Source organism: Cellulomonas sp. P22 (assembly GCF_044392165.1).
The window spans coordinates 416,085-437,168 of record NZ_JBISBW010000002.1 but is presented as its reverse complement, the minus strand read 5'-3'; the positions used below and the strand labels follow the sequence as shown (position 1 = coordinate 437,168).

17 protein-coding genes are annotated in these 21,084 nt (G+C 74.4%); 12 read left to right on the top strand and 5 right to left on the bottom strand.

Features of this window, described 5'->3' with window-relative positions:
* Nucleotides 1-16: 16 nt before the first annotated feature.
* On the bottom strand, nt 17-994 hold the full coding sequence (locus ACGIF2_RS02715) for a magnesium and cobalt transport protein CorA (RefSeq protein ID WP_396043187.1): 978 nt from the start codon (nt 992-994) through the stop codon (nt 17-19).
* Between the two features lie 119 nt (nt 995-1,113).
* Between ACGIF2_RS02715 and mshC the strand changes: the two genes are divergently transcribed.
* A complete protein-coding gene (gene mshC / locus ACGIF2_RS02710) occupies nt 1,114-2,376 on the top strand; it encodes a cysteine--1-D-myo-inosityl 2-amino-2-deoxy-alpha-D-glucopyranoside ligase (protein WP_396043185.1) in 1,263 nt (420 codons plus the stop codon).
* Between the two features lie 28 nt (nt 2,377-2,404).
* Here the strand turns inward: mshC and ACGIF2_RS02705 are convergent, their stop codons facing one another.
* Entirely contained in the window at nt 2,405-3,268 is an 864-nt protein-coding gene (locus ACGIF2_RS02705; protein WP_396043183.1) for a PAC2 family protein, read from the bottom strand.
* 203 nt (nt 3,269-3,471) lie between these two features.
* Here ACGIF2_RS02705 and ACGIF2_RS02700 point away from each other — a divergent pair, with 203 nt between their 5' ends.
* On the top strand, nt 3,472-4,158 hold the full coding sequence (locus ACGIF2_RS02700) for an HAD family hydrolase (RefSeq protein WP_396043181.1): 687 nt from the start codon (nt 3,472-3,474) through the stop codon (nt 4,156-4,158).
* Nucleotides 4,159-4,164: 6 nt separating this feature from the next.
* On the opposite strand, the gene ACGIF2_RS02695 is transcribed toward ACGIF2_RS02700, so the two are convergent.
* On the bottom strand, nt 4,165-5,019 hold the full coding sequence (locus ACGIF2_RS02695) for a RecB family exonuclease (protein ID WP_396043358.1): 855 nt from the start codon (nt 5,017-5,019) through the stop codon (nt 4,165-4,167).
* A gap of 130 nt (nt 5,020-5,149) precedes the next feature.
* Here ACGIF2_RS02695 and ACGIF2_RS02690 point away from each other — a divergent pair, with 130 nt between their 5' ends.
* The 4 genes from ACGIF2_RS02690 to dop all read left to right on the top strand — a co-directional run bounded on the left by ACGIF2_RS02690 (nt 5,150) and on the right by dop (nt 10,788).
* Nucleotides 5,150-6,277 (top strand): site-2 protease family protein, encoded by a 1,128-nt coding sequence (locus tag ACGIF2_RS02690; RefSeq protein WP_396043179.1) that lies wholly within the window; start codon nt 5,150-5,152, stop codon nt 6,275-6,277.
* Nucleotides 6,278-6,288: 11 nt separating this feature from the next.
* Entirely contained in the window at nt 6,289-7,332 is a 1,044-nt protein-coding gene (locus tag ACGIF2_RS02685) for a tRNA (adenine-N1)-methyltransferase (protein WP_396043177.1), read from the top strand.
* Between the two features lie 166 nt (nt 7,333-7,498).
* Nucleotides 7,499-9,136, top strand: a complete 1,638-nt coding sequence (gene arc / locus ACGIF2_RS02680) for a proteasome ATPase (protein WP_396043175.1) — start codon at nt 7,499-7,501, stop codon at nt 9,134-9,136.
* A 35-nt stretch (nt 9,137-9,171) separates the two neighbouring features.
* Nucleotides 9,172-10,788, top strand: coding sequence for a depupylase/deamidase Dop (gene dop, locus ACGIF2_RS02675; protein WP_396043173.1), 1,617 nt, complete (start codon nt 9,172-9,174; stop codon nt 10,786-10,788).
* A gap of 18 nt (nt 10,789-10,806) precedes the next feature.
* Here dop and ACGIF2_RS02670 read toward each other — a convergent pair whose 3' ends face one another.
* Entirely contained in the window at nt 10,807-15,288 is a 4,482-nt protein-coding gene (locus tag ACGIF2_RS02670; RefSeq protein WP_396043171.1) for an SCO7613 C-terminal domain-containing membrane protein, read from the bottom strand.
* A gap of 176 nt (nt 15,289-15,464) precedes the next feature.
* Between ACGIF2_RS02670 and ACGIF2_RS02665 the strand changes: the two genes are divergently transcribed.
* The 6 genes from ACGIF2_RS02665 to hisF all read left to right on the top strand — a co-directional run bounded on the left by ACGIF2_RS02665 (nt 15,465) and on the right by hisF (nt 20,380).
* Nucleotides 15,465-15,662 (top strand): ubiquitin-like protein Pup, encoded by a 198-nt coding sequence (locus tag ACGIF2_RS02665; RefSeq protein WP_396043169.1) that lies wholly within the window; start codon nt 15,465-15,467, stop codon nt 15,660-15,662.
* 6 nt (nt 15,663-15,668) lie between these two features.
* Nucleotides 15,669-16,526: a proteasome subunit beta gene (prcB, locus tag ACGIF2_RS02660; RefSeq protein WP_396043167.1), complete on the top strand. Its 858-nt coding sequence runs from the start codon at nt 15,669-15,671 to the stop codon at nt 16,524-16,526.
* Complete coding sequence (gene prcA, locus ACGIF2_RS02655) at nt 16,523-17,230, top strand: proteasome subunit alpha (RefSeq protein ID WP_396043164.1); 708 nt, start codon at nt 16,523-16,525, stop codon at nt 17,228-17,230. The genes prcB and prcA overlap by 4 nt, the downstream gene beginning before the upstream one ends.
* Before the next feature lie 46 nt (nt 17,231-17,276).
* Nucleotides 17,277-18,638: a Pup--protein ligase gene (pafA, locus tag ACGIF2_RS02650; protein ID WP_396043162.1), complete on the top strand. Its 1,362-nt coding sequence runs from the start codon at nt 17,277-17,279 to the stop codon at nt 18,636-18,638.
* A 72-nt stretch (nt 18,639-18,710) separates the two neighbouring features.
* A complete protein-coding gene (locus tag ACGIF2_RS02645; RefSeq protein ID WP_396043160.1) occupies nt 18,711-19,607 on the top strand; it encodes an FKBP-type peptidyl-prolyl cis-trans isomerase in 897 nt (298 codons plus the stop codon).
* A gap of 2 nt (nt 19,608-19,609) precedes the next feature.
* Nucleotides 19,610-20,380 (top strand): imidazole glycerol phosphate synthase subunit HisF, encoded by a 771-nt coding sequence (hisF, locus tag ACGIF2_RS02640; protein WP_396043158.1) that lies wholly within the window; start codon nt 19,610-19,612, stop codon nt 20,378-20,380.
* 16 nt (nt 20,381-20,396) lie between these two features.
* On the opposite strand, the gene ACGIF2_RS02635 is transcribed toward hisF, so the two are convergent.
* A complete protein-coding gene (locus ACGIF2_RS02635) occupies nt 20,397-21,047 on the bottom strand; it encodes a TIGR03085 family metal-binding protein (protein ID WP_396043155.1) in 651 nt (216 codons plus the stop codon).
* Between the last annotated feature and the right edge of the window lie 37 nt (nt 21,048-21,084).

The following is a 21,084-nucleotide window of genomic DNA, read 5'->3' as shown; positions in this document are numbered from 1 at the left end:
CCTGGACCCGGCCGGCTCAGAGCCAGCCGGACCGCTTGAAGACCGCGTACAGCCCCACGCACACGGCGACCATCCCGGCGAGGGCCAACGGGTACCCGTACTGCCAGCCGAGCTCGGGCATGTGCCGGAAGTTCATGCCGTACACCCCGGCCAGCAGGGTCGGCACCGCGGCGATCGCGGCCCACGACGAGATCTTGCGCATGTCCTCGTTCTGCCGTACCGACACCTGCGACAGGTGCACCGAGAGCATGTCCGCGAGCAGCTGGTCGTGCGCGGTGAGCCGGCGGTCGACGCGCTCGACCGAGGACTGCAGCCGGCGCAGCCACCGGGCAGCGTCGGCGTCCTGACGGACGTCCTGCTCGTCGTCCACGACCTCGAGCAGCTCGGAGCCGAGCGGGACGAGCGCGCGGCGCGCCTGCGCCACCTCGCGCTTGAGGTGGTAGACGCGTCCGACGGGGTCGTCGGTGCCCGGGGAGAACACGAGCCGTTCCGCGTCCGCCACCGCCTCCCCGAGCGCGGCCTCGACGTCGGACACGGCGCGGACGAGCGCCCCCAGCAGCGCGGCCAGGACCTTGCGCGGTCCGCGCTCGGGGAGCGGGGTGCGCGCGTCGAGCTCGTCGTGGACGAGGTCCAGCACCCCGGCGTCGCCCTCCTCCGCGGTGAGGATCACCGACCCGACGACCACGCAGGTGACCCGCCCGGTGCGCACGTCGAGCGCGTCCTGCGCGAATCTCACGGTCGGCACCGTGAGCGCCACGCCGCCGCCCTCGAGATGGTCGAGGTGTGCCCGCGCGGTCCGGTGCGCGAGGCCGGCGCCGACCACCACCAGGTGGCGGGGCTCGATACCCAGGCTCCGGGCGACACCCGGCAGCTCGGCCGGGTCGTCGGCCGCGACCCACACCACGGGGGGTCGGCGCTCCGTGAGCAGCACCGTCGCCTCCGCGATCGACGAGGGCGAGCACTTCCCGGACCGCAGCACCCAGACGTTCTCCACCCGTGCATTGTGGTGCGTGTCACCCCGGGGGGGCGTCGCGGCGCGCAGACGCCCGCAGGTCGTGCTCCTGGGTCCGGGCTGCCGTAGGGGTGCGGGCCCGCGGCGGTTAGGCTTCCTCCGTGCTCACCTGGCCGGCCCCGCAGATCCCCCAGCTCCCCGGACAGGGCGGACCCGTCCGCGTCCGGGACACCACGACCGGCGAGCTCGTCGTGGCCGCGCCGGGCGAGACCGCCTCGCTGTACGTGTGCGGCATCACGCCGTACGACGCCACCCACCTGGGCCACGCCGCGACGTACGTGGCGTTCGACCTGCTGGTGCGGGCCTGGACCGACGCGGGCCAGCGGGTGCGCTACGCGTCCAACGTGACCGACGTCGACGACCCGCTGCTCGAGCGCGCGACCGCGACCGGCGTGGACTGGCGTGAGCTGGCCCGCGACCAGACGGCCCTGTTCGCCGAGGACATGACGGCGCTCGGCGTCGTGCCGCCCGATGTGTGGACCGGCGCTGTCGAGTCGGTGCCCGAAGTCGTCGCAGCGGTCGAGCAGCTCGTCGCCGCGGGCGCGGCCTACCGCGTCGGGGTGCCCGACGCCTCGGGCCACGGTGCGGGCGACGTGTACGCCGACGTCACCGCCGACCCGAAGTTCGGCGCCGTCGCGGGACTCGACGCCGCGAGCATGCGTGACGTGTTCGGTGAGCGCGGGGGAGACCCCGACCGCCCCGGCAAGCGGCACGCCCTCGACCCGCTGCTGTGGCGCGCCGAGCGTCCCGGCGAGCCCGCCTGGGACGGTGCGAGCCTCGGAGCCGGACGCCCCGGCTGGCACATCGAGTGCGCCGTGATCGCCCGCGACGGCCTGGGCCTGCCGTTCGACGTGCAGGGCGGCGGCATCGACCTGCGCTTCCCGCACCACGAGATGAGCACGTCCCACGCGCGGCTGCTCGACGCCGGTCACGGCGCGCGCCACCACGTGCACGCCGGGATGGTCGGTCTCGACGGCGAGAAGATGAGCAAGTCGCGCGGGAACCTCGTGCTGGTCTCCCGGCTGCGTGAGGCGGGGGAGGACCCCATGGCGATCCGCCTGGCCCTCCTGGCGCACCACTACGCCGAGGACTGGAGCTGGACCCGCAACGACCTCGTCCTCGCCCGCCACCGGCTCGAGCGGTGGCGTGCCGCCGTCTCGGGCAACGGCGGACCCGACGCCACGGTGGTGCTCGCCGCGGTGCGGGCCGCCCTCGCGAACGACCTCGACGCCCCCTCGGCCCTCGCGGCCGTCGACGCGTGGGCCGCGGAGTCGATCTCGCGCGGCAGCACCGACGACGCGGTCGAGGGCGCCCCCGGCGTCGTGGCCCGCGCGGTCAACACCCTGCTCGGCGTGCGTCTGTAGGCACGGCCCGCGGGATCGCCGGGCTCCGTCAGCCGCCCGTGCCCTTGTCGCGTCGGCGCAGGTAGCGCTCGAACTCCTGGGCGATCGCCTCGCCGCTCGCCTCGGGCAGCTCGGCGGTGTCCTTGGCCTCCTCGAGCTGGTGCACGTACTCGGCGATCTCGGTGTCCTCCGCGGACAGCTCGTCCACGCCGTGCTGCCACGCGATCGCGTCCTCGGGCAGCTCACCCAGCGGTACCGGCTCGCCCAGCAGCGACTCGAGGCTGCCGAGCAGCGACAGCGTGGCCTTGGGCGACGGCGGGTGCGCCACGTAGTGCGGCACGGCCGCCCACAGCGACAGCGCGTGCATGCCCCGGGCCTCGGCCTCGTGCTGCAGCACCCCGACGATGCCCGTGGGGCCCTCGTAGCTGTTCGACTCGACACCCATGTGCTCGCGGACCTCGGGGTCCTCGCTCGTGGTCGTCACGGGGATCGGCCGGGTGTGCGGCACGTCGGCGAGCAGCGCGCCGACCGTCACGACCGTCTTCACGCCGAGCGTCGCGGCGATGTCTAGCAGCTCGCGGCAGTAGCGCCGCCAGCGCATGGACGGCTCGATTCCGTGCACCAGGACCACCTGACGCCCGCTCCGGGGTGCGGTCGCGACGGCTACCGACGTCGTGGGCCAAGTGATCTCGCGGCGCCCGTCGGGCCCCGGCCCCACGACCGGGCGGTTCACCTGGAAGTCGTGGTACTCCTCGGGGTCGAGCTCGTCGACCTGCTCGGCCGCCCACACGTCGTGCAGGTGCTCGAGGGCCTGGGTCGCTGCCGACCCGGCGTCGTTCCAGCCCTCGAACGCGGCCAGCATGATCGGGTCGCCGGTCTGTGCGGCGGTCGGCCCTTCTACCTGGTCGGTCATCTCCCCAGCCTAGGGGCCGCCCCGCCGTGCGTCCCCGGTGTCTCGCCCGCGCCGGTCACCCGTACCCCGGGCCGCCACCGAGAGCCGCCACCACCAGTGCGGCCAGGTAGCCTCGTCGGACCAGGAGCAGCGTGCCCGTCGTCGGAAGGAACCCCGTCTTGACCCTCCCCGCTGAGAGCGTCCGTGCAGTTCAGGCCTCGTCCATGAGGTCCCGGACGCCCGCCGCGGTCCTCTGGGACATGGACGGCACGCTGATCGACAGCGAACCCTTCTGGATCGCCGCGGAGACCGAGCTCGTGTCCTCGTTCGGCGGTACGTGGACGCACGAGGACGGCCTGGCGATGGTCGGCAACCCGATGGCGACGTCGGCGGCCACGCTGCGCGCCCACGGGGTCGACCTCACCGACGAGGAGATCTTCGCGTTCCTCAACTCCCGTGTCGCGGCCGGTGTCGCGGCCGGGACGCCGTGGCAGCCGGGCGCCCGCGAGCTGCTCGTCGACCTCGCCGCGCGCGGGGTCCCGATGGCGCTGGTCACGTCCTCGCACCGTGAGCTGGCCGAGCCGTTCGTGCGCGGAGCCGGGTTCTTCCAGGTGTCCGTGTGCGGCGACGAGGTCGTCCGACCCAAGCCGGACCCCGAGCCCTACCTGACGGCCGCCGCCCGCCTGGGCGTGGACATCGCGGGCTGCCTCGCGGTGGAGGACTCGCCCGCGGGCATCGCGTCCGCGGTGGCATCGGGGGCGCGGGTGCTGGCCGTCGAGGTCATGGTGGGCGTCGTGCCGCGCCCGGGCGTGAGCCGGGTGCGGTCGCTCGCCGACGTGGGCATCGACGACCTCGACCGGATCATGGGCGGCGAGGTGCTCGTGCCGCGCGCCGTCGCCACCGAGGTCTAGCGAGCGTCAGCGGGGGTTCGGGACGACGCCGAGCGCGAGCTGCACCGCACCCTCGGGCACCTCGGGGGCCGTGCCGCCGAACGCCGGGCACACGTCGCGGTGCGCGCACCAGTCGCACAGCTTCGAGGTGCGCGGACGCCAGTCGCCCGTGCGCGCAGCCTCCTCGATGCCGGCCCAGATGGACCGGACCCGCGACTCGAGCGTGAGCATCTCGGGCTCGGTGGGCTCGTGCCGAAGCACCTGCCCGTCGCCCAGGTAGACGAGCTGCAGCATGCGGGGGAGCACCCCGCGCTCGCGCCAGAGCACGTACGCGTAGAAGCGCATCTGGAACAGGGCCGAGCCCTCGTACCCCGCCCGGGGCGAGCGGCCCGTCTTGTAGTCGACCACGCGCATCGCCCCGTCGGGCGCCACGTCGAGCCGGTCGACGATGCCGCGCAGCTGCGGGCCGTCCTCGAGCTGGGTGCGCACCGACATCTCGCGCTCGTGGGGCTGCAGCCGGTTGGGGTCCTCGAGGGTGAAGTACGTCTCGAGCAGCCGTCCCGCGCTCGCGAGCCACTCGTCCCACTCGGCGTCCTGCGTGAAGAGCTCGGCGTAGCGCGGGTTCGCGGTGCGCAGCTCGTCCCAGTGCCCCGGGAGCATCTCGCGCGCTGCGTCGAGCGTGCGGCGGCCGGCAGGCAGGTCGAAGAGGTGCTCGAGCACCGCGTGGACGAGCGTGCCGCGGGCGGCCGCCGAGCTCGGCGGCTCGGGCAGCCGGTCCACCACCCGGAACCGGAAGAGCAGCGGGCACTGCAGGAAGTCGTTGGCCCGCGAGGGCGACAGGCCCGGCACCGAGCGCCGTACCTCGACCGCGGGCTCCTCGATGAGGGTCGAGACGGTCTCAGGCTCGGGGAGGGGGGTCGCGGTGGATGGCACGGAGCCAGCCTAGGTGCGGCGTCTGACAGCGTGGGCCGACGCGTGAGGAGGGGTCTCGCCCGCCACCTAGGCTGGCGAGGTGAACAACCGTCAGCGACCACGCACCCAGGGCTGGGTGATCGGCCGGGCAGCCGGCGCCCCGATCATCCTCACGCCGAGCTGGCTGCTGGCCGCCGCGGTCCTGACGTTCCTGTTCGCGCCCACCGTCCAGCTCCGCGCCCCGCACCTGGGTGTGTTCACGTACGTGGTGGCGTTCGTCTTCGTGGTGCTGCTGTTCGCTTCGGTGCTGGTCCACGAGCTCGCTCACGGGATCGTGGCCCGCGCGCGGGGGCAGCACGTCGAGGAGTTCGCGATCACGCTGTGGGGCGGGCACACCGCGTTCAGCGCGGCCGCGGCCACCCCCGCGACCAGCGCGCTCGTGGCCGTCGTGGGACCCGTCGCGAACCTGGTGCTCGCGCTCGGGTTCTGGATCGGCGCGCAGTCGGTGCCGAGCGCGGGCGTGCCGGGGCTGCTGCTGTACGCGGGGGCGTTCGCGAACGGGTTCGTCGGGCTGTTCAACCTGGTCCCGGGTCTGCCGCTCGACGGCGGGCAGATCCTGCAGGCCGCCGTGTGGAAGGTCACGGGCGACCGGCACAAGGGCCTGGTCGTCGCGGGCTGGGTCGGCCGCGTCGTCGCGGCCGGCGTGGTCGTGTGGGCGCTCGCGGTGCCGATCGTGCGTGGCTACCCGATCGACCTCTTCACCGTCGTGTGGGCCGCGCTGATCGGTGCCTTCCTGTGGAGCGGCGCGTCGGGCGCGGTGACCTCCGGACGCACCGGCCGCTCGCTCGAGCAGCTGACTGTCGCGTCGGTGGGCCGGCCCGCGACGTCGGTCCCCGCGCACGTCACGCTCGCGGACGCCGACCGCGCGCGCGGCCAGGCGCGGGTCGACGAGGTCGTGCTGATGTCGCCCGACGGGCGCCCCGCGGCGTACGTCGACCGCGCAGCTGCTGCCGCGGTGCCGCCCGAGCAGCGCGCACACACGCCCGTCACGGCCGTCGCCGCTGTGATCCCCGTCGGCGCCGTGATCGACGCGCGTCTGCAGGGCGCCGAGCTGGTGCAGGCGGTGGGCGCGGTGACCCGCACGTCGGGCGTCGTCGCCGCCGTCCTGGACGGTCAGGTCACGGCCCTCGTGGTCGCGGCGGACGTCATCCACGCGTTGCGCTCCTAGACTCGACCCCCGTGACCGACGAGACGCCCACGCCCCCCACGACCACCAGCACCGGTGCAGACCTCCGGCGCGGCCCGCTGCGCGAGGGCGACCGCGTCCAGCTCACCGACCCGCGCGGCCGGCTGCACACCATCACGCTCACGCCCGGCGGGTCCTTCCACACGCACAAGGGCTACTTCACGCACGACCAGCTGATCGGTCTGCCCGAGGGCTCGGTCGTGCGCAACACGGCAGGCATCGAGTACCTCGCGGTCCGGCCGCTGCTGAGCGACTACGTGCTGTCCATGCCGCGCGGTGCCGCTGTCGTCTACCCCAAGGACGCGGGACAGATCGTCGCGATGGCCGACATCTACCCGGGCGCACGCGTCGTCGAGGCTGGCGTCGGGTCGGGCGCGCTGACCATGTCGCTGCTGCGCGCCGTGGGCGACGGCGGCGAGCTGCACTCGATCGAGCGGCGCGAGGACTTCGCCGAGATCGCCCGCGGCAACGTCGAGCAGTTCTTCGGCGGACCGCACCCCGCCTGGCGCCTGTCGGTGGGTGACCTGTCCGACGTGCTGCCCGTGACCACCGAGCCCGGCACCGTCGACCGCGTGGTGCTCGACATGCTCGCGCCCTGGGAGAACCTCGACGCCGTCGCCGACGCCCTCGCGCCCGGCGGCGTGCTCATCGCGTACGTCGCGACCACGACCCAGCTCTCCCGGCTCGCCGAGGACCTGCGCGCCGACGGCCGCTACACCGAGCCCAGCGCCTGGGAGTCGATGGTCCGCGGCTGGCACCTCGAGGGCCTCGCCGTGCGCCCCGAGCACCGCATGATCGGGCACACCGGCTTCCTGCTCACCACCCGTCGCCTCGCCGACGGCGTCGACGCCCCGCTGCGCCGCCGTCGTCCGGCGAAGGGCGCCTACCCGGTCGCGGGTGAGGACGCGAGCGTCGCGAGCGCCTCGCACGTGCCCGACGAGGACTGGACGCCCGAGGCCCTCGGGGAGCGCGCGATCTCCGACAAGAAGATCCGCCGGGTGCGCCGCGACGTGGGTCGCGGCCCCGCCGTCGACTGACGCACGGACCGGGCCGGGCGCGTCGGGACGTCCCGGTGCGCCCGGCCCTCCCCGCGTGCTGCCCGCCCAGCGAGCACGCTCGGCGCCGATCTGACCGAGAAGTTAGGGTCGACAGACCGGCACACCGGTGTGCACCCTTGCGGTTCGGACACGGGAGGACCTGGCGATGACGGATCCGGCAGCTGGCGGCCATGACCTGCAACGCGAGATCAACCTGCTCGGTGCGCGCAACGAGCGCATCGCGGAGGCGCTCATGGCGGCACGCGAGCAGATCGTCGAGCTCAAGCGGCAGCTCGACGAGCTGGCCAAGCCGCCGGGGAGCTTCGCCACGTTCCTGTCCGCGCGGCCCGACGGCACCGTCGACGTCATCTCCTCGGGTCGCAAGATGCACGTCGGCACGAGCCCCACGCTCGACGTCGCGCGGCTGCGCCCCGGCCAGGAGGTCATGCTCAACGAGGCCCTGACGGTCGTCGAGGCCGGTGGCTACGAGGACGTCGGCGAGCTCGTCACCGTCAAGGAGCTGCTGGGCACGCACCGGGCGCTCGTCGTCGGGCGCGGCGACGAGGAGCGCGTCGTGCGCTTCTCGGGCCAGCTGCTCGAGGACTCGGTGCGGGTGGGCGACGCGCTCACGGTCGAGACCCGCAGCGGGTTCGTGCTCGAGCGCATCCCGCGGGCCGAGGTCGAGGACCTCGTGCTCGAGGAGGTGCCCGACATCGACTACTCCGACATCGGCGGCCTCGGGCCTCAGATCGAGGCGATCCGCGACGCTGTCGAGCTGCCGTTCCTGCACCCCGACCTGTTCCGCGAGCACGGCCTCAAGCCGCCCAAGGGCGTGCTGCTCTACGGGCCTCCCGGGTGCGGCAAGACGCTCATCGCCAAGGCCGTCGCCCGGTCGCTCGCGACGACAGCGGCCAAGGCGCGCGGCGACGAGGACGACAGCGAAGCCCGCAGCTACTTCCTCAACGTCAAGGGCCCCGAGCTGCTCAACAAGTACGTCGGCGAGACCGAGCGGCACATCCGGCTGATCTTCTCGCGGGCCCGGGAGAAGGCCTCGCAGGGGCACCCCGTGGTCGTGTTCTTCGACGAGATGGAGTCGTTGTTCCGCACCCGTGGCACGGGGGTCTCGAGCGACGTCGAGACGACGATCGTGCCGCAGCTGCTGAGCGAGATCGATGGCGTCGAGCGGCTCGACAACGTGATCGTCATCGGGGCGTCCAACCGCGAGGACATGATCGACCCCGCGATCCTGCGCCCCGGCCGGCTCGACGTGAAGATCAAGATCGAACGGCCCGACGCGGAGAGCGCCCGCGAGATCTTCGCGAAGTACCTGAAGCGGGACCTGCCGATCCACGCCGACGACCTCGCGGAGCACGGTGGGGACGCCGGGGCCGCGGTCGAGGCGATGATCAACCGCGTCGTCGAGCGCATGTACTCCGAGGCCGAGGAGAACCGCTTCCTCGAGGTCACCTACGCGAGCGGCGACAAGGAGATCCTGTTCTTCAAGGACTTCAACTCGGGCGCCATGATCCAGAACGTCGTCGACCGGGCGAAGAAGTCGGCGATCAAGGACCTCCTCGCGACCGGGCAGCGCGGCATCCGCGTCGACCACCTGCTCCTGGCGTGCGTCGACGAGTTCAAGGAGAACGAGGACCTGCCCAACACCACCAACCCCGACGACTGGGCGCGGATCTCGGGCAAGAAGGGCGAGCGCATCGTCTTCATCCGCACGATCGTGCAGGGCAAGAAGGGCACCGACGCGTCGCGGACCATCGAGAACGTGACGAGCACCGGGCAATACCTCTGACCGACCGCGGGTACGCGACGACCTAGGGTGGGCCCGTGAGCGTGCGCCGTGTGATGGGCATCGAGACCGAGTACGGGATCCTGCAGCCGGGAAGGCCCAACGCCAACCCGATGCTGCTGTCGAGCCACGTCGTCGCCGTGCACGCCGCGGCGCGCGAGGGGGTGCGCACCCGGGCCCGGTGGGACTACGACGACGAGGACCCGCTGCTCGACGCGCGCGGCTTCCACCTGCAGCGGGCCTCGGCCCACCCCTCGCTCCTCACCGACGACCCGACGCGACCCGCGCCGTCGGGCGACGGCCCGCAGGAGCTCGCCCGGTCGATCTCCGAGGAGTACGAGGACCCGGGTGCGGCGAACGTGATCCTCACGAACGGCGCCCGCCTGTACGTCGACCACGCCCACCCCGAGTACTCGTCGCCCGAGGTCACGGGCCCGCTCGACGGCGTGCTGTGGGACCGGGCGGGTGAGCTCGTGATGCTGTCCTCGGTGCGCGCCCTCGCGTCGACCGCGGCCCTGCCCGACGTCGCCCTGTACAAGAACAACGTCGACGGCAAGGGCGCCACCTACGGCACGCACGAGAACTACCTGGTCGACCGGGCCGTGCCGTTCACCGACCTGGCCGCGCGGCTCATGCCGTTCCTCGTGACCCGTCAGGTGTTCAGCGGCGCCGGCCGGGTGGGCATCGGCCAGCGCGGGGAGCGGGCCGGGTTCCAGATCTCGCAGCGCGCCGACTACATCGAGGCCGAGATCGGGCTCGAGACCACCCTGCGGCGCCCGATCGTCAACACGCGCGACGAGCCGCACGCCGACCCGGACCGGTGGCGGCGGCTGCACGTGATCTTCGGCGACGCGAACCTGCTCGAGGTCGCGACCTACCTCAAGCTCGGCACCACGTCGCTCGTGCTGTGGCTCATCGAGCAGGCCGTGGCCGCGGGCGGGGTCGGGGGAGCGGGCGGCGCGCTCGCGACCGTCGACGCGCTCACGCTCGCGAACCCCGTCGCGGCCGTGCACGCCGTGAGCCACGACCTCGCGCTGACCGAACGCCTCGAGCTCGCCGACGGCCGCCACCTGACCGCCCTCGAGATCCAGGCCGAGTACCTGGCCGCGGTCCGGACGGCGCTGGCCCACGCGGGTGGGGAGCTCGACGCGCAGACCCGTGACGTGCTCGACCGCTGGGGGTCGGTGCTGAGCCGCCTCGCCGAGGACCCGGCGAGCTGCGCGCGCGAGGTCGAGTGGCTCGCAAAGCTGCGCCTGCTCGAGGGCATGCGCCGTCGCGACCACCTCGAGTGGGACAACCCGCGGCTCGCGGCGGTCGACCTGCAGTGGTCCGACGTGCGCCCCGAGCGGGGGCTGTACCACCGGCTCGCGGCGGCCGGTGCGGTCGAGACGCTCGTCGACCCGGCGGACGTCGAGCGCGCGGTGAGCCACCCGCCGCACGACACCCGGGCGTACTTCCGGGGCGAGGCGATCGCGCGGTACGGCCCCCAGGTGTCGGCCGCGAGCTGGGACTCGGTGATCTTCGACGTGCCGGGCGCCCCGACGCTCCAGCGCGTGCCCATGCGCGACCCGCTGCGTGGCACGCGCGCCCATGTCGGCGACCTGCTCGAGCGCAACGCGGACGCCAAGGGGCTGCTCGACGAGCTCGGCGCCTGACCGGCCGCCGGCCGGGGGTCAGCGCATCGTCGCCACGAACCGGGTGGCCTCGCGGGCCTCGCGGAGCCGTCGCTCGTAGGTGAGCCCGAGGCCGAGCAGCACGGCACCGACCGCCGCCAGCACGACCCACCACTCGACCACGCGCACCGCGGCGACCGCGGCGGGCGTGACCTGGACGAGCGCCACGGTGGCCAGCGTCGCGGCGCCCAGCACGAACGGTGCCTGCCATCGGCGCGCCGCGCCCATGACGACGGCCCCGAGCGCACCCGTCACGACGAGCAGCAGCCGCCACGTGGTGGGCTCGACCCACCCGGTGCCCAGCGGCACCACGAGCGCGAGGACGAGCCCTGCCCCGAGGGCGTCCCAGCTGCCGACCCCGGCCGACCGCCCCATGCGGGCGAGCCCGACGGCCACGAGCAGGGCGCCGTACGCGCAGAGGACCGCATCGGCCGGCACGAGGTGAGGGTGCACAGCCGCCGCGAGCGTCGCGGCCCCGGCGGCGACCAGTCCCGTCACGAGGGCGGTCCGCGGCCCCGGCACGCGCTCGGGGTGCAGCACCGCGGCGAGGGCGAGCGCGCCACCACCGACCAGCACGACGGCGGCGCGCAGCGAGCCGGCGCCCGTGCCGTCCACCGCGAGCAGCGTGGGTGCCGTGGCGAGGGCGACGACGAGCGGCAGCCCCCACGTGCGCGGCCCGACTCCGGCGAACGGCCAGGTGGAGGCGAGCAGCACCAGCGCCACCGCGACGACACCGGTGGCCGGCACCGTCCACACCTCGACGTCGAGGAGCCGGGCCGTGGTCCCAGAGGGCGGGCGCACGCCGTGACTGAGGGCCACCAGGCCCGCCACGACGAGTGCCGCGACGAGCGGCACGGGCGCAGCGGCGGATCCGGCGACGGCGCGCGGGGTGCTGTCCGCAGCGGTGCGTCGCAGGACGATGCCGACGCCGAGCAGAGCAGCCGCGACGCCCAGGCTCATCGGGGCCCGCCACGGTTCGGGAGGACCGACGACGGCGGCCCCGAGCAGCACCGGCCCGACCACGGTCCAGCCCGCGGAGCGCCGGCCGTGCCAGGCGAGCACGGTCGCGGTCGCGATCACGAGGGCGGCGAACGCGACGACCGGGACCTCGAAGGGTCGCACCGCCCCCGACGCGGACGCGACGACGGTCGCGAGCGAACCTGCCGTCGTGCCGATCGCGAGCAGCGTGACGCGCGGGACGTCCCTCGCCCCGAGCATCATCAGCGCGCCGCCGGCGGCGAGCACGGCGAGCCACCGGACCAGTCCGGTGGTCGACGCGTCGGTCGCGGCGAGGGTCGGCAGCACGGCGACCGCCGCGACGACCCAGAGGACCGCGGGCTGCCGGGCGGCCCGTCCCGTGGCGCCGTCTCCCGGCTGCGGGTGCAGATCCTGCGACAGGGTCCGACGGGCCACGACGAGCAGGGCCGCGGCGGGGAGCGAGTAGGCCTCGACCCCGGACACGTCACGGTGGCCGTCCGCCGCTGCGACGAGCGCGTGCAGCGCGGGACCCAGCAGTGCACCGAGCGCCCCGATCCCGCACAGCACGTCCCGGCGGGTCACCCCACCGGTCGGGGCGGGTGCCGGACGCTGTGCGGCGCCCAGCGCCAGGAGGACCGTGGCTGCGCCGAGCGCCAGCAGGGCGCGGGGCGCGGCCGACGTCCCGAGCGTGCCGCCCAGCAGCGCGGTGGGCAGGGTCAGGAGCCCGAGGCCGGCCGCGAGCAGCGGCACGTCGTGGCCCTGGCTGCGCACGACCCGGCGCAGGGCGACGACCACCAGCACGAGGCCGGTCGGCGCGAGGTAGGCCTCGGGGGTGCCGACGTCGTCGCTGCGCAGCTGCACCCAGCTCGCGCACGTGGCCAGGCCCAGGGCCCACCAGCGCGCCCATCGACGGTCGGGACGCAGCGACCAGCAGCCGGCCGTGAGCGCGGCGAGCGCGACGACGAGGGCGGTGCGCTCCGGACCACCGGGTGCGGAGACGTGTCCGAGCACGACGAGGAGCTGGACGGTGAGCATCGACCAGGCAGCCACCTCGCCCGATCGACGCACGGTCTCGTGACTGCCGCTCACCGGGGCGGCGAGCAGCACGCACGCCCCTGCGACGGCGGCGGCCGCGACCGTGAGCGCCGACCACGCGACCGTCCCGCCGCTCGCGACGCCGACCGCCAGCACCGTGGACGGTGCCAGCGATGCCGCCACGACGGCACCGGCGGCCCGCGTCGGGACGCCCAGCAGGGCGCCTCCGGGCGCAGCGACGAGCACGCCCACGAGCGTGGCCAGCACGGGCACGGCCACGACGGCCACCCGGTGCACAGCGGGGGTCTCCGGCGTGACGTGCACGGCGCCCATCCACCAGCCCGTGAGGGCGAGGACCGCGGCGCTGCCCAGCACCGCTCGCCGGTCGCCGCCGTCCCACGGTGCCCGCGCGAGCGTCACGACGGCACCGGCGACGAGGAGGACGACGGCGAGGGCGAGGGCGACCTGGGCCGGGTCCCACCAGACCGAGGTGGTCGTCACGACCCCGAGCCAGCCGAGCCCGAGCGCGCCGGCGAGGAGCAGCGGGCGTACCCCCGTGCCCGTGGGTGTCCAGCTGCGGGCGACGAGCACGACCCCGCCGCACACCACGAGCGCGACCCCCGTCGCGAACGTGTCCCGTCCACCCACCAGAGCCAGCAGGGCCGCCAGCGCCGCGAGGGCACGCACGGGGGTGCGTGACCGCCCGCCGAGCAGGACCGGGCGCCGGTCGGCCAGCAGGGCGAGGACCACGAGCCCCGTGAGCATCCCGACGCGGGCGAGGGGGCCAGTCTCCGGCCAGGTCGCCGTGAGCGTGCCGGGCAGGCTCAGCAGCGCCGCGACCGTGGTCCAGGCCGCCACGACGCGCGCAGCAGGGTGCGCGGAGCAGAGCCTCAGGGTGGCCGCCACGACGAGCGCCCCACCCGCGCCCGCCGCCGCCGTGAGGGGAGCGACCACGGCCGGCAGCGCGGACGCCTGGACCAGGAGGACCCGGAGCAGCACGGCCACGGCCGGCAGCCCCGCGCCCAGCGTGACGGCGAGCGCCCCACGCGTCGCGGCGCGCAGCGGCGGCGTGGCGCCAGGCCCGGGCGCGGGTCGACGGTCGTCGAGCACCCCTGCCGGCACCGCAGGTGCGGGTGCGGGTCGCTGCGAGAGCGATGCCAGCGCGACGCTCGCAGCGCCCGCGCCGAGCGGAGCGAGCGCCAGGAGGGTCGTCGGCGGGAGACCGGTGCGCACCGCGGCCAGCGCGAGGGCGGCTGCGCCGAGCGCGAGCAGCGTCCCGGCGGCCGCGGCCCAGGCGGTCGGCCGGGCGAGCGTCGTCGCCCCGGCAGCCTGCCGGTCCACCGCGCCCACCCGGCCGGCGCCGGACGCCGGGACATCGGTCGCGTGGCGACCGGCGCACCGGCTCTCGACGGCCGTGAGCCCGGCGAGGACGAGGAGCACGCACGCCGCCGACCACGACCTGGTGGCATCGGGCACGGCGAGACCCATGAGAGCCGACCCTGCCGCGAGGCCTGCGGCGGCGCCCGCGACCGCGCCGAGCACCGCGCGCTCGACGCCTCCGAGGGCCGGGGTTGCGGCGAACCGGACCGTCGTGAGCGCGAGGCTGGCCGCGAGCAGCCACGGGAGCCCGACGGCGCCCGTGACCGGCGTGAGGAGCACCGGCGCGAGCGGGACCAGGACGCAGGCCGCCGCGGTCCCGATCCGCAGGCGTGCACGGGTGCCCCACGCACCGAGCAGCACCCCGCACACGAGGCACGCGACGGCCGCGTAGAGCGCGTCGCTCGCCCCGTCCACGAGGCCCGTCGCGCGCACGGCCCACGCGTCGAGCAGCAGCATCACCGTCGCGATCCCGCCCACGGCCTCGGCGCTCGAGCCCAGGTCGGCGCGGCGCAGGCGGGAGGCCACCGCGAAGACGACCACGGTGCCGACCCCGATGACCGCCGCGCGGCCCACGAGCCCGAGCCACCCCCAGCTGAAGAGCAGGAACACGATGCAGGCGGCCGCGAGGAGCAGCGCGCCCAGCACCTGCAGCACGGTCTGCACGCGCCACGCCGGCCGGGCGCCGACCGCGGGTCGGGCCGACGGCGGCGGGGACGCGGGCAGGGACCGCGGCAGCAGCGACGGCACGGCCGCCGGTGGGCGGGCCGTCGGCGGTGCTGCAGGCGTCGGATGCGCCGGGACCGGGCGCTGGGGGACCGGAGGCTGGGCGACCGGTGCCTGGGCTACGGGAGCAGCCACCGGCCGGAGCTGCCCGGCGCGCATCCGCTCGATGTGAGCGACGCGCCGACCGAGCGCGGCCTCGGCCTCCTGCGACAGCGTCCACAGCTCGCGCCCTGCGGGCCCGCGCAGGTCGAGGCCGCACGCGGCGCACCAGCCCGCGGCGAGCGGGGCCTCGCACGCGGGGCACGACGCAGCGTCCAGGAGCGCCCGACGGGCAGCGGCGATGGCGCCGCGGGGCTGGTCAGGCATCCGGGGAGCAGACATGGGGCACATGCTGGCGCATGCCCGCCGTGCCCGTCGGCGTTCTCCCCAGGTTCCTCCGGACGGACCGATGTCCGCAGGGTGGACCGTTCAGGTCGGACCCGTCGCGGGCCAGGGCCTAGGGTGGGAGCTGCACGTCTCGTTGAGCGCACCGGGAGGTCACGATGGCTGGTCAGGAACACGGACGGGTCCGCCGCGAGGAGGACGAGCCGGTCGACGGACCGGACACCCCGACGCCCGCCACCCCCGCCGCGCAGTCCCGCGACGCCGAGGTGGACGCGCTGCTCGAGGAGATCGACGAGGTCCTGGAGTCCAACGCGGAGCAGTTCGTGCGCGGGTTCGTGCAGAAGGGCGGTCAGTGACCGCCGATGGGACCGGACCAGTCGGCCTCCCCGGGGCGGTTGCCGGGCGCGTTCACGACGCCCGGGTCGTCGTCGTTCCTCGAGTTCCTGCAGGCGCAGGCCCCCACCCTGCTGCCCGGGCGCCGCGAGCTGCCGGGCGGTGACGTGCCGGCCACCCCGCACGGCACCACGATCGTCGCGCTGACGTTCGAGCGTGGCGTGATCCTCGCGGGTGACCGCCGGGCCACCATGGGCACGACGATCGCGCACCGCGAGATCGAGAAGGTGTTCCCCGCGGACGAGTTCTCGGCGGTGGGCATCGCCGGCACGGCGGGTCTCGCGATCGAGCTCGTGCGGCTGTTCCAGCTCGAGCTCGAGCACTACGAGAAGATCGAGGGCACGCTGCTCTCGCTCGACGGCAAGGCGAACCGCCTCTCGACGATGATCCGGGGCAACCTGGGCCTGGCGATGCAGGGGCTCGCGGTCGTCCCGCTGTTCGGCGGCTACGACCTCGACCGCGGCCTCGGGCGGATCTTCTCGTACGACGTGACCGGCGGCAGGTACGAGGAGCGCGACCACCACAGCGTCGGGTCGGGGTCGGTGTTCGCGCGGGGGTCGCTCAAGAAGCTGTGGCGTCCGGGTCTGGACGCGACGTCCGCGGTGCGCGTCGCCGTCGGTGCTCTCGTCGACGCGGCCGACGACGACACCGCCACGGGCGGGCCCGACGAGTCGCGACGGATCTTCCCCGTCGTGGCGAGCGTGACGGCCACCGGGTACGTCCGGGTGCCGCACGAGGAGCTCGGGCGCATCGTGGAGGACGTGCTGGACGAGCGGCGGGCTCAGCACCGCCGCGACCGCCGCGAGACGGAGGACACGGACCGATGAGCATGCCGTTCTACGTCTCGCCCGAGCAGCTCATGAAGGACCGGGCCGACTACGCGCGCAAGGGCATCGCCCGCGGCCGGTCGGTCGTGGTGCTGCAGTACGAGGAGGGCATCGCGTTCGCGACCGAGAACCCTTCGCGCGCGCTGCACAAGATCTCCGAGATCTACGACCGCATCGCGTTCGCCGCGGTCGGCAAGTACAACGAGTTCGAGAACCTGCGGGTCGCGGGCGTGCGGTACGCGGACCTGCGGGGCTACTCGTACGACCGCAAGGACGTCAACGCGCGGGGCCTGGCGAACGCGTACGCGCAGACGCTGGGCACCGTGTTCACGACCGAGTCCAAGCCGCTCGAGGTCGAGCTCGTGGTGGCCGAGGTCGGCGCGTCGGCCGCCGAGGACCAGATCTACCGCCTGTCGTACGACGGGTCGGTCGCGGACGAGCACGGGTACGTGGTCATGGGCGGTCAGGCCGAGCGCCTCGGCGGGGTGCTCTCGGAGGAGTGGCGCGCGGGACTGAGCCTGCCGGAGGTGCTCTCGGTCGCGGTGCGGGTGCTCGGGTCCACCGAGGACGGCGAGCCGCACCCCATCCCCGCGAGCCAGCTCGAGGTGGCGGTCCTCGACCGCACCCGACCGCGGCGCGCGTTCCGACGGCTCACGGGCCCGCTGCTCGAGGACCTGCTCGCGATCGCGCCACCGCAGGAGTGAGCCGTCGGCTCGCACGCGGGGAAGTCTGACCAGAGGGGGGCGAAGGATGGACCGTCGGATCTTCGGGCTCGAGACCGAGTACGGCGTCACGTGCGCTGCCGACGACGGCCGCGGGCTGTCCGCCGACGAGGTCGCCCGCTACCTGTTCCGCAAGGTGGTCTCGTGGGGCCGGTCGTCGAACGTCTTCCTGCGCAACGGTTCGCGCCTGTACCTGGACGTGGGCTCGCACCCCGAGTACGCGACCGCCGAGTGCGACGACGTGCGCCAGCTGGTCACCCACGACCGGGGTGGCGAGCGCATCCTCGAGGGTCTGGTCCAGGACGCCCAGCAGCGGCTCGAGCACGAGGGGCTCACGGGCCGCATCCACCTGTTCAAGAACAACACCGACTCGGCCGGCAACTCCTACGGCTGCCACGAGAACTACCTCGTCCGCCGGCAGGGCGACTTCGCGCGGCTGTCGGACGTGCTCGTGCCGTTCCTCATCACCCGGCAGGTGCTCACGGGCGCGGGCAAGGTCCTCGCGACGCCGCGCGGCGCCGTGTACTGCCTGTCGCAGCGGGCCGACCACATCTGGGAGGCCGTGTCGAGCGCGACGACCCGCTCGCGGCCCATCATCAACACCCGGGACGAGCCGCACGCGGACGCCGAGCACTACCGGCGGCTGCACGTGATCGTGGGCGACTCCTCGATGTCGGAGACGACCACCATGCTCAAGGTCGGCTCGACGGACCTCATCCTGCGGATGATCGAGGCGGGCCTGCCGATGCGCGACCTGGCCCTCGAGAACCCGATCCGCGCGATCCGGGACATCAGCCACGACATGACGGGCATGCACCCGGTCACGCTCGCGAGCGGGCGCACCACGACCGCCGTCGAGCTCCAGGAGGAGTACCTCGGGCGGGTCAAGGAGTTCGTGGACCGCGAGGTCGGCCCGACTCCCGTGGTCAAGCAGGTCATCGACCTGTGGGAGCGCGGGCTGCGTGCGCTGCGCACCGGTGACCTGGCGCTCGTCGAGCGCGAGCTCGACTGGGTCATCAAGTACCGGCTCATCGAGCGTTACCGCGCGAAGCACGGCCTGGACCTGTCGGACCCGCGCGTGGCCCGGCTCGACCTGGCCTACCACGACATCTCCCGCACCGAGGGGCTGTACAACCTGCTCGCGGCCCGCGGGCTGGTCGAACGGGTCACGACCGACCTCGAGGTCTTCGAGGCCACCGCGGTGCCGCCGCAGACCACCCGGGCCAAGCTGCGCGGCGACTTCGTGCGCAAGGCGCAGGAGGCCCGACGCGACTACACGGTCGACTGGGTGCACCTCAAGCTCAACGACCAGGCGCAGCGCACCGTGCTGTGCAAGGACCCCTTCCGCAACGTCGACGAGCGGGTGGAGAGGCTCATCGAGTCCATGTGACGGGAGACCGCCGGGGGGTCGCCGTCGGCACGCGCCGTAGAGTGTGGGCGGACCCCCGACGGAAGGAACGCTGTGCGACGTGTGGTTGTCGCGTGCCTCGCGGCCACGATGCTCCTGCTCACGGGCTGTGTGTCGACCCAGCCCGACCCGCCCGACGTGGTCGTCTCGGGGGACACGGGCCAGGCGCCCACCGTCACCTACCGGACCCCGTTGTCGGTCAGCGAGACCGTCGACGAGGAGATCTGGCCGGGCACCGGCGACGAGCTGGTCGAGGGGCAGCCCGTGCTCATCGACTTCTGGCTCGAGGACGCGACCGACGCGACCCTCGTCAAGGAGAGCTACACGTCGAGCCCCACGCCCCGGCTGCTGACGGCCGAGGCGCTCGGCAAGGACCTGTACGACCTGCTGCTCGGTCAGCACGTCGGTGCGCGGCTCCTGCAGATCAGCCCGGCGCCCGGCAGCGGGGCGGCGAACTACCCGACGGTCACGGTGATCGACGTGCTGAACACCCGCGCGGACGGCGAGCCCCTCCCACCGCGCGAGGGCCTGCCGGTCGTCACGCTCGACGAGAACGGCGCCCCCTCGATCACGGCATCGGCCGACGCACCGCCGAGCGAGCTCGTCACGCAGCCGCTGCTGCGCGGCACGGGCCAGCAGGTCGCGGAGGGCGACACGGTCACGGTGCAGTACTCCGGGTTCTCGTGGAGCACGGGGGAGTCGTTCGACTCGACCTGGGTCAGCGGCGGCATGCCCGTGTTCTTCCCGCTCGACCGGGTACCGGCCTGGTCGGCGCTCGTCGAGCAGCCCGTGGGCAGCCAGGTCATGCTCGTGGTGCCGCCGTCGTACTCGTTGGGGGCGACCGACAGCGAGGAGCTGGCCGGGCAGACCATCGTGTTCGTCATCGACATCCTCGCGACGGGCCCCACGAGCGCATCCGCCGACAGCGACCTGACCGGTACGGAGGACTGAGCATGTCGCTCGCGCTGCGGGTCATCCCGTGCCTGGACGTCGACGCGGGCCGCGTCGTCAAGGGCGTCAACTTCGAGAACCTGCGCGACGCGGGCGACCCCGTCGAGCTGGCGCACCGCTACGACGCCGAAGGGGCCGACGAGCTGACGTTCCTCGACGTCTCGGCGTCGTCGGGCAACCGCGAGACCACGTACGACGTGGTGCGCCGCACGGCCGAGGAGGTCTTCGTCCCCCTCACGGTCGGTGGTGGTGTGCGCTCGCCCGAGGACGTGGACCGGCTGCTGCGGGCCGGCGCCGACAAGGTGGGGATCAACACGGCGGCGATCGCCCGCCCCGAGCTCATCGCGGAGATCGCGCAGCGGTTCGGCAGCCAGGTGCTGGTGCTGTCGGTCGACGCGCGCCGTGTCACGGGCGAGACCCGCACCGACTCGGGCTACGAGGTCACCACGCACGGGGGCCGCCAGGGCACCGGCATCGACGCGGTGGGCTGGGCGGTGCGCGCCGCGGAGCTCGGGGCGGGGGAGATCCTGCTCAACTCGATGGACGCCGACGGCACGACGGCGGGCTTCGACCTGGAGATGCTGCGCGCCGTGCGCCGCGAGGTCCGGGTCCCGCTCATCGCGAGCGGCGGCGCCGGGGCCCCCGAGCACTTCGCGGAGGCGGCCCGGGCCGGCGCCGACGCCGTGCTCGCCGCGAGCGTCTTCCACTTCGGCGCGCTCACGGTGGGCCAGGTCAAGGACCACCTGCGGGCAGCGGGCATCACGGTCCGCTGACGCTGGACGCGTGTCCTCAGCCGCCGGGCAGCATGTCCTGCAGCGCGCGCACGTCGTCCGGGGCGCCCTCGAGCGTGACGTGGGCGGCCTCGCCGCGCCCGAAGGCGTGCAGCACGAGCTCGCCGACGTCGCCGCGGACCACGACGGTGCCACGGCCCGCCGACGGGCGACGGACCGCGCGGCGCACCCCGTCGGGACGCACCAGCACCACGCCCGTGCCGGGGCCGCGGTAGGGCAGCGGAGCCATCCGCACCAGCTGGCGCCACAGCATGTCGGTGCGCGCTGCGTCCAGTGCGCGCGGCTCGCCGTCGCCGTCGCCGCGCCGGACGTCCTCGGCGTGCACGAAGAACTCGAGCACGTTGGTGAGCTCGCCGGCCCACGCGAGCGGGTGCCAGCCCGCGGGCCCCTCGGCGACCCGGGCGAGGAGCGCGCTGTAGCCCTCGGGCGTCGAGGCGGCCTCGGCCAGGTCGTCGATCGCGTGCTCGGCCCGGTCGGCGAGCGGGGGCAGACCCAGCCCGACGGGGACGACGAGCGAGCGCTCGCGCAGCACCACGTGCGCTGCCAGGTGACGGCTGCGCCACCCGCTGCACAGCGTGGGGGCGTCGGGGCCCGCCTCGGTCAGGACCTGGACCAGCTCGGCGCGTTCGAGCGCGTGCCATGACGTCATGACCGCATCGTCGCACGGCGCTGGACGCCCGCAGGGG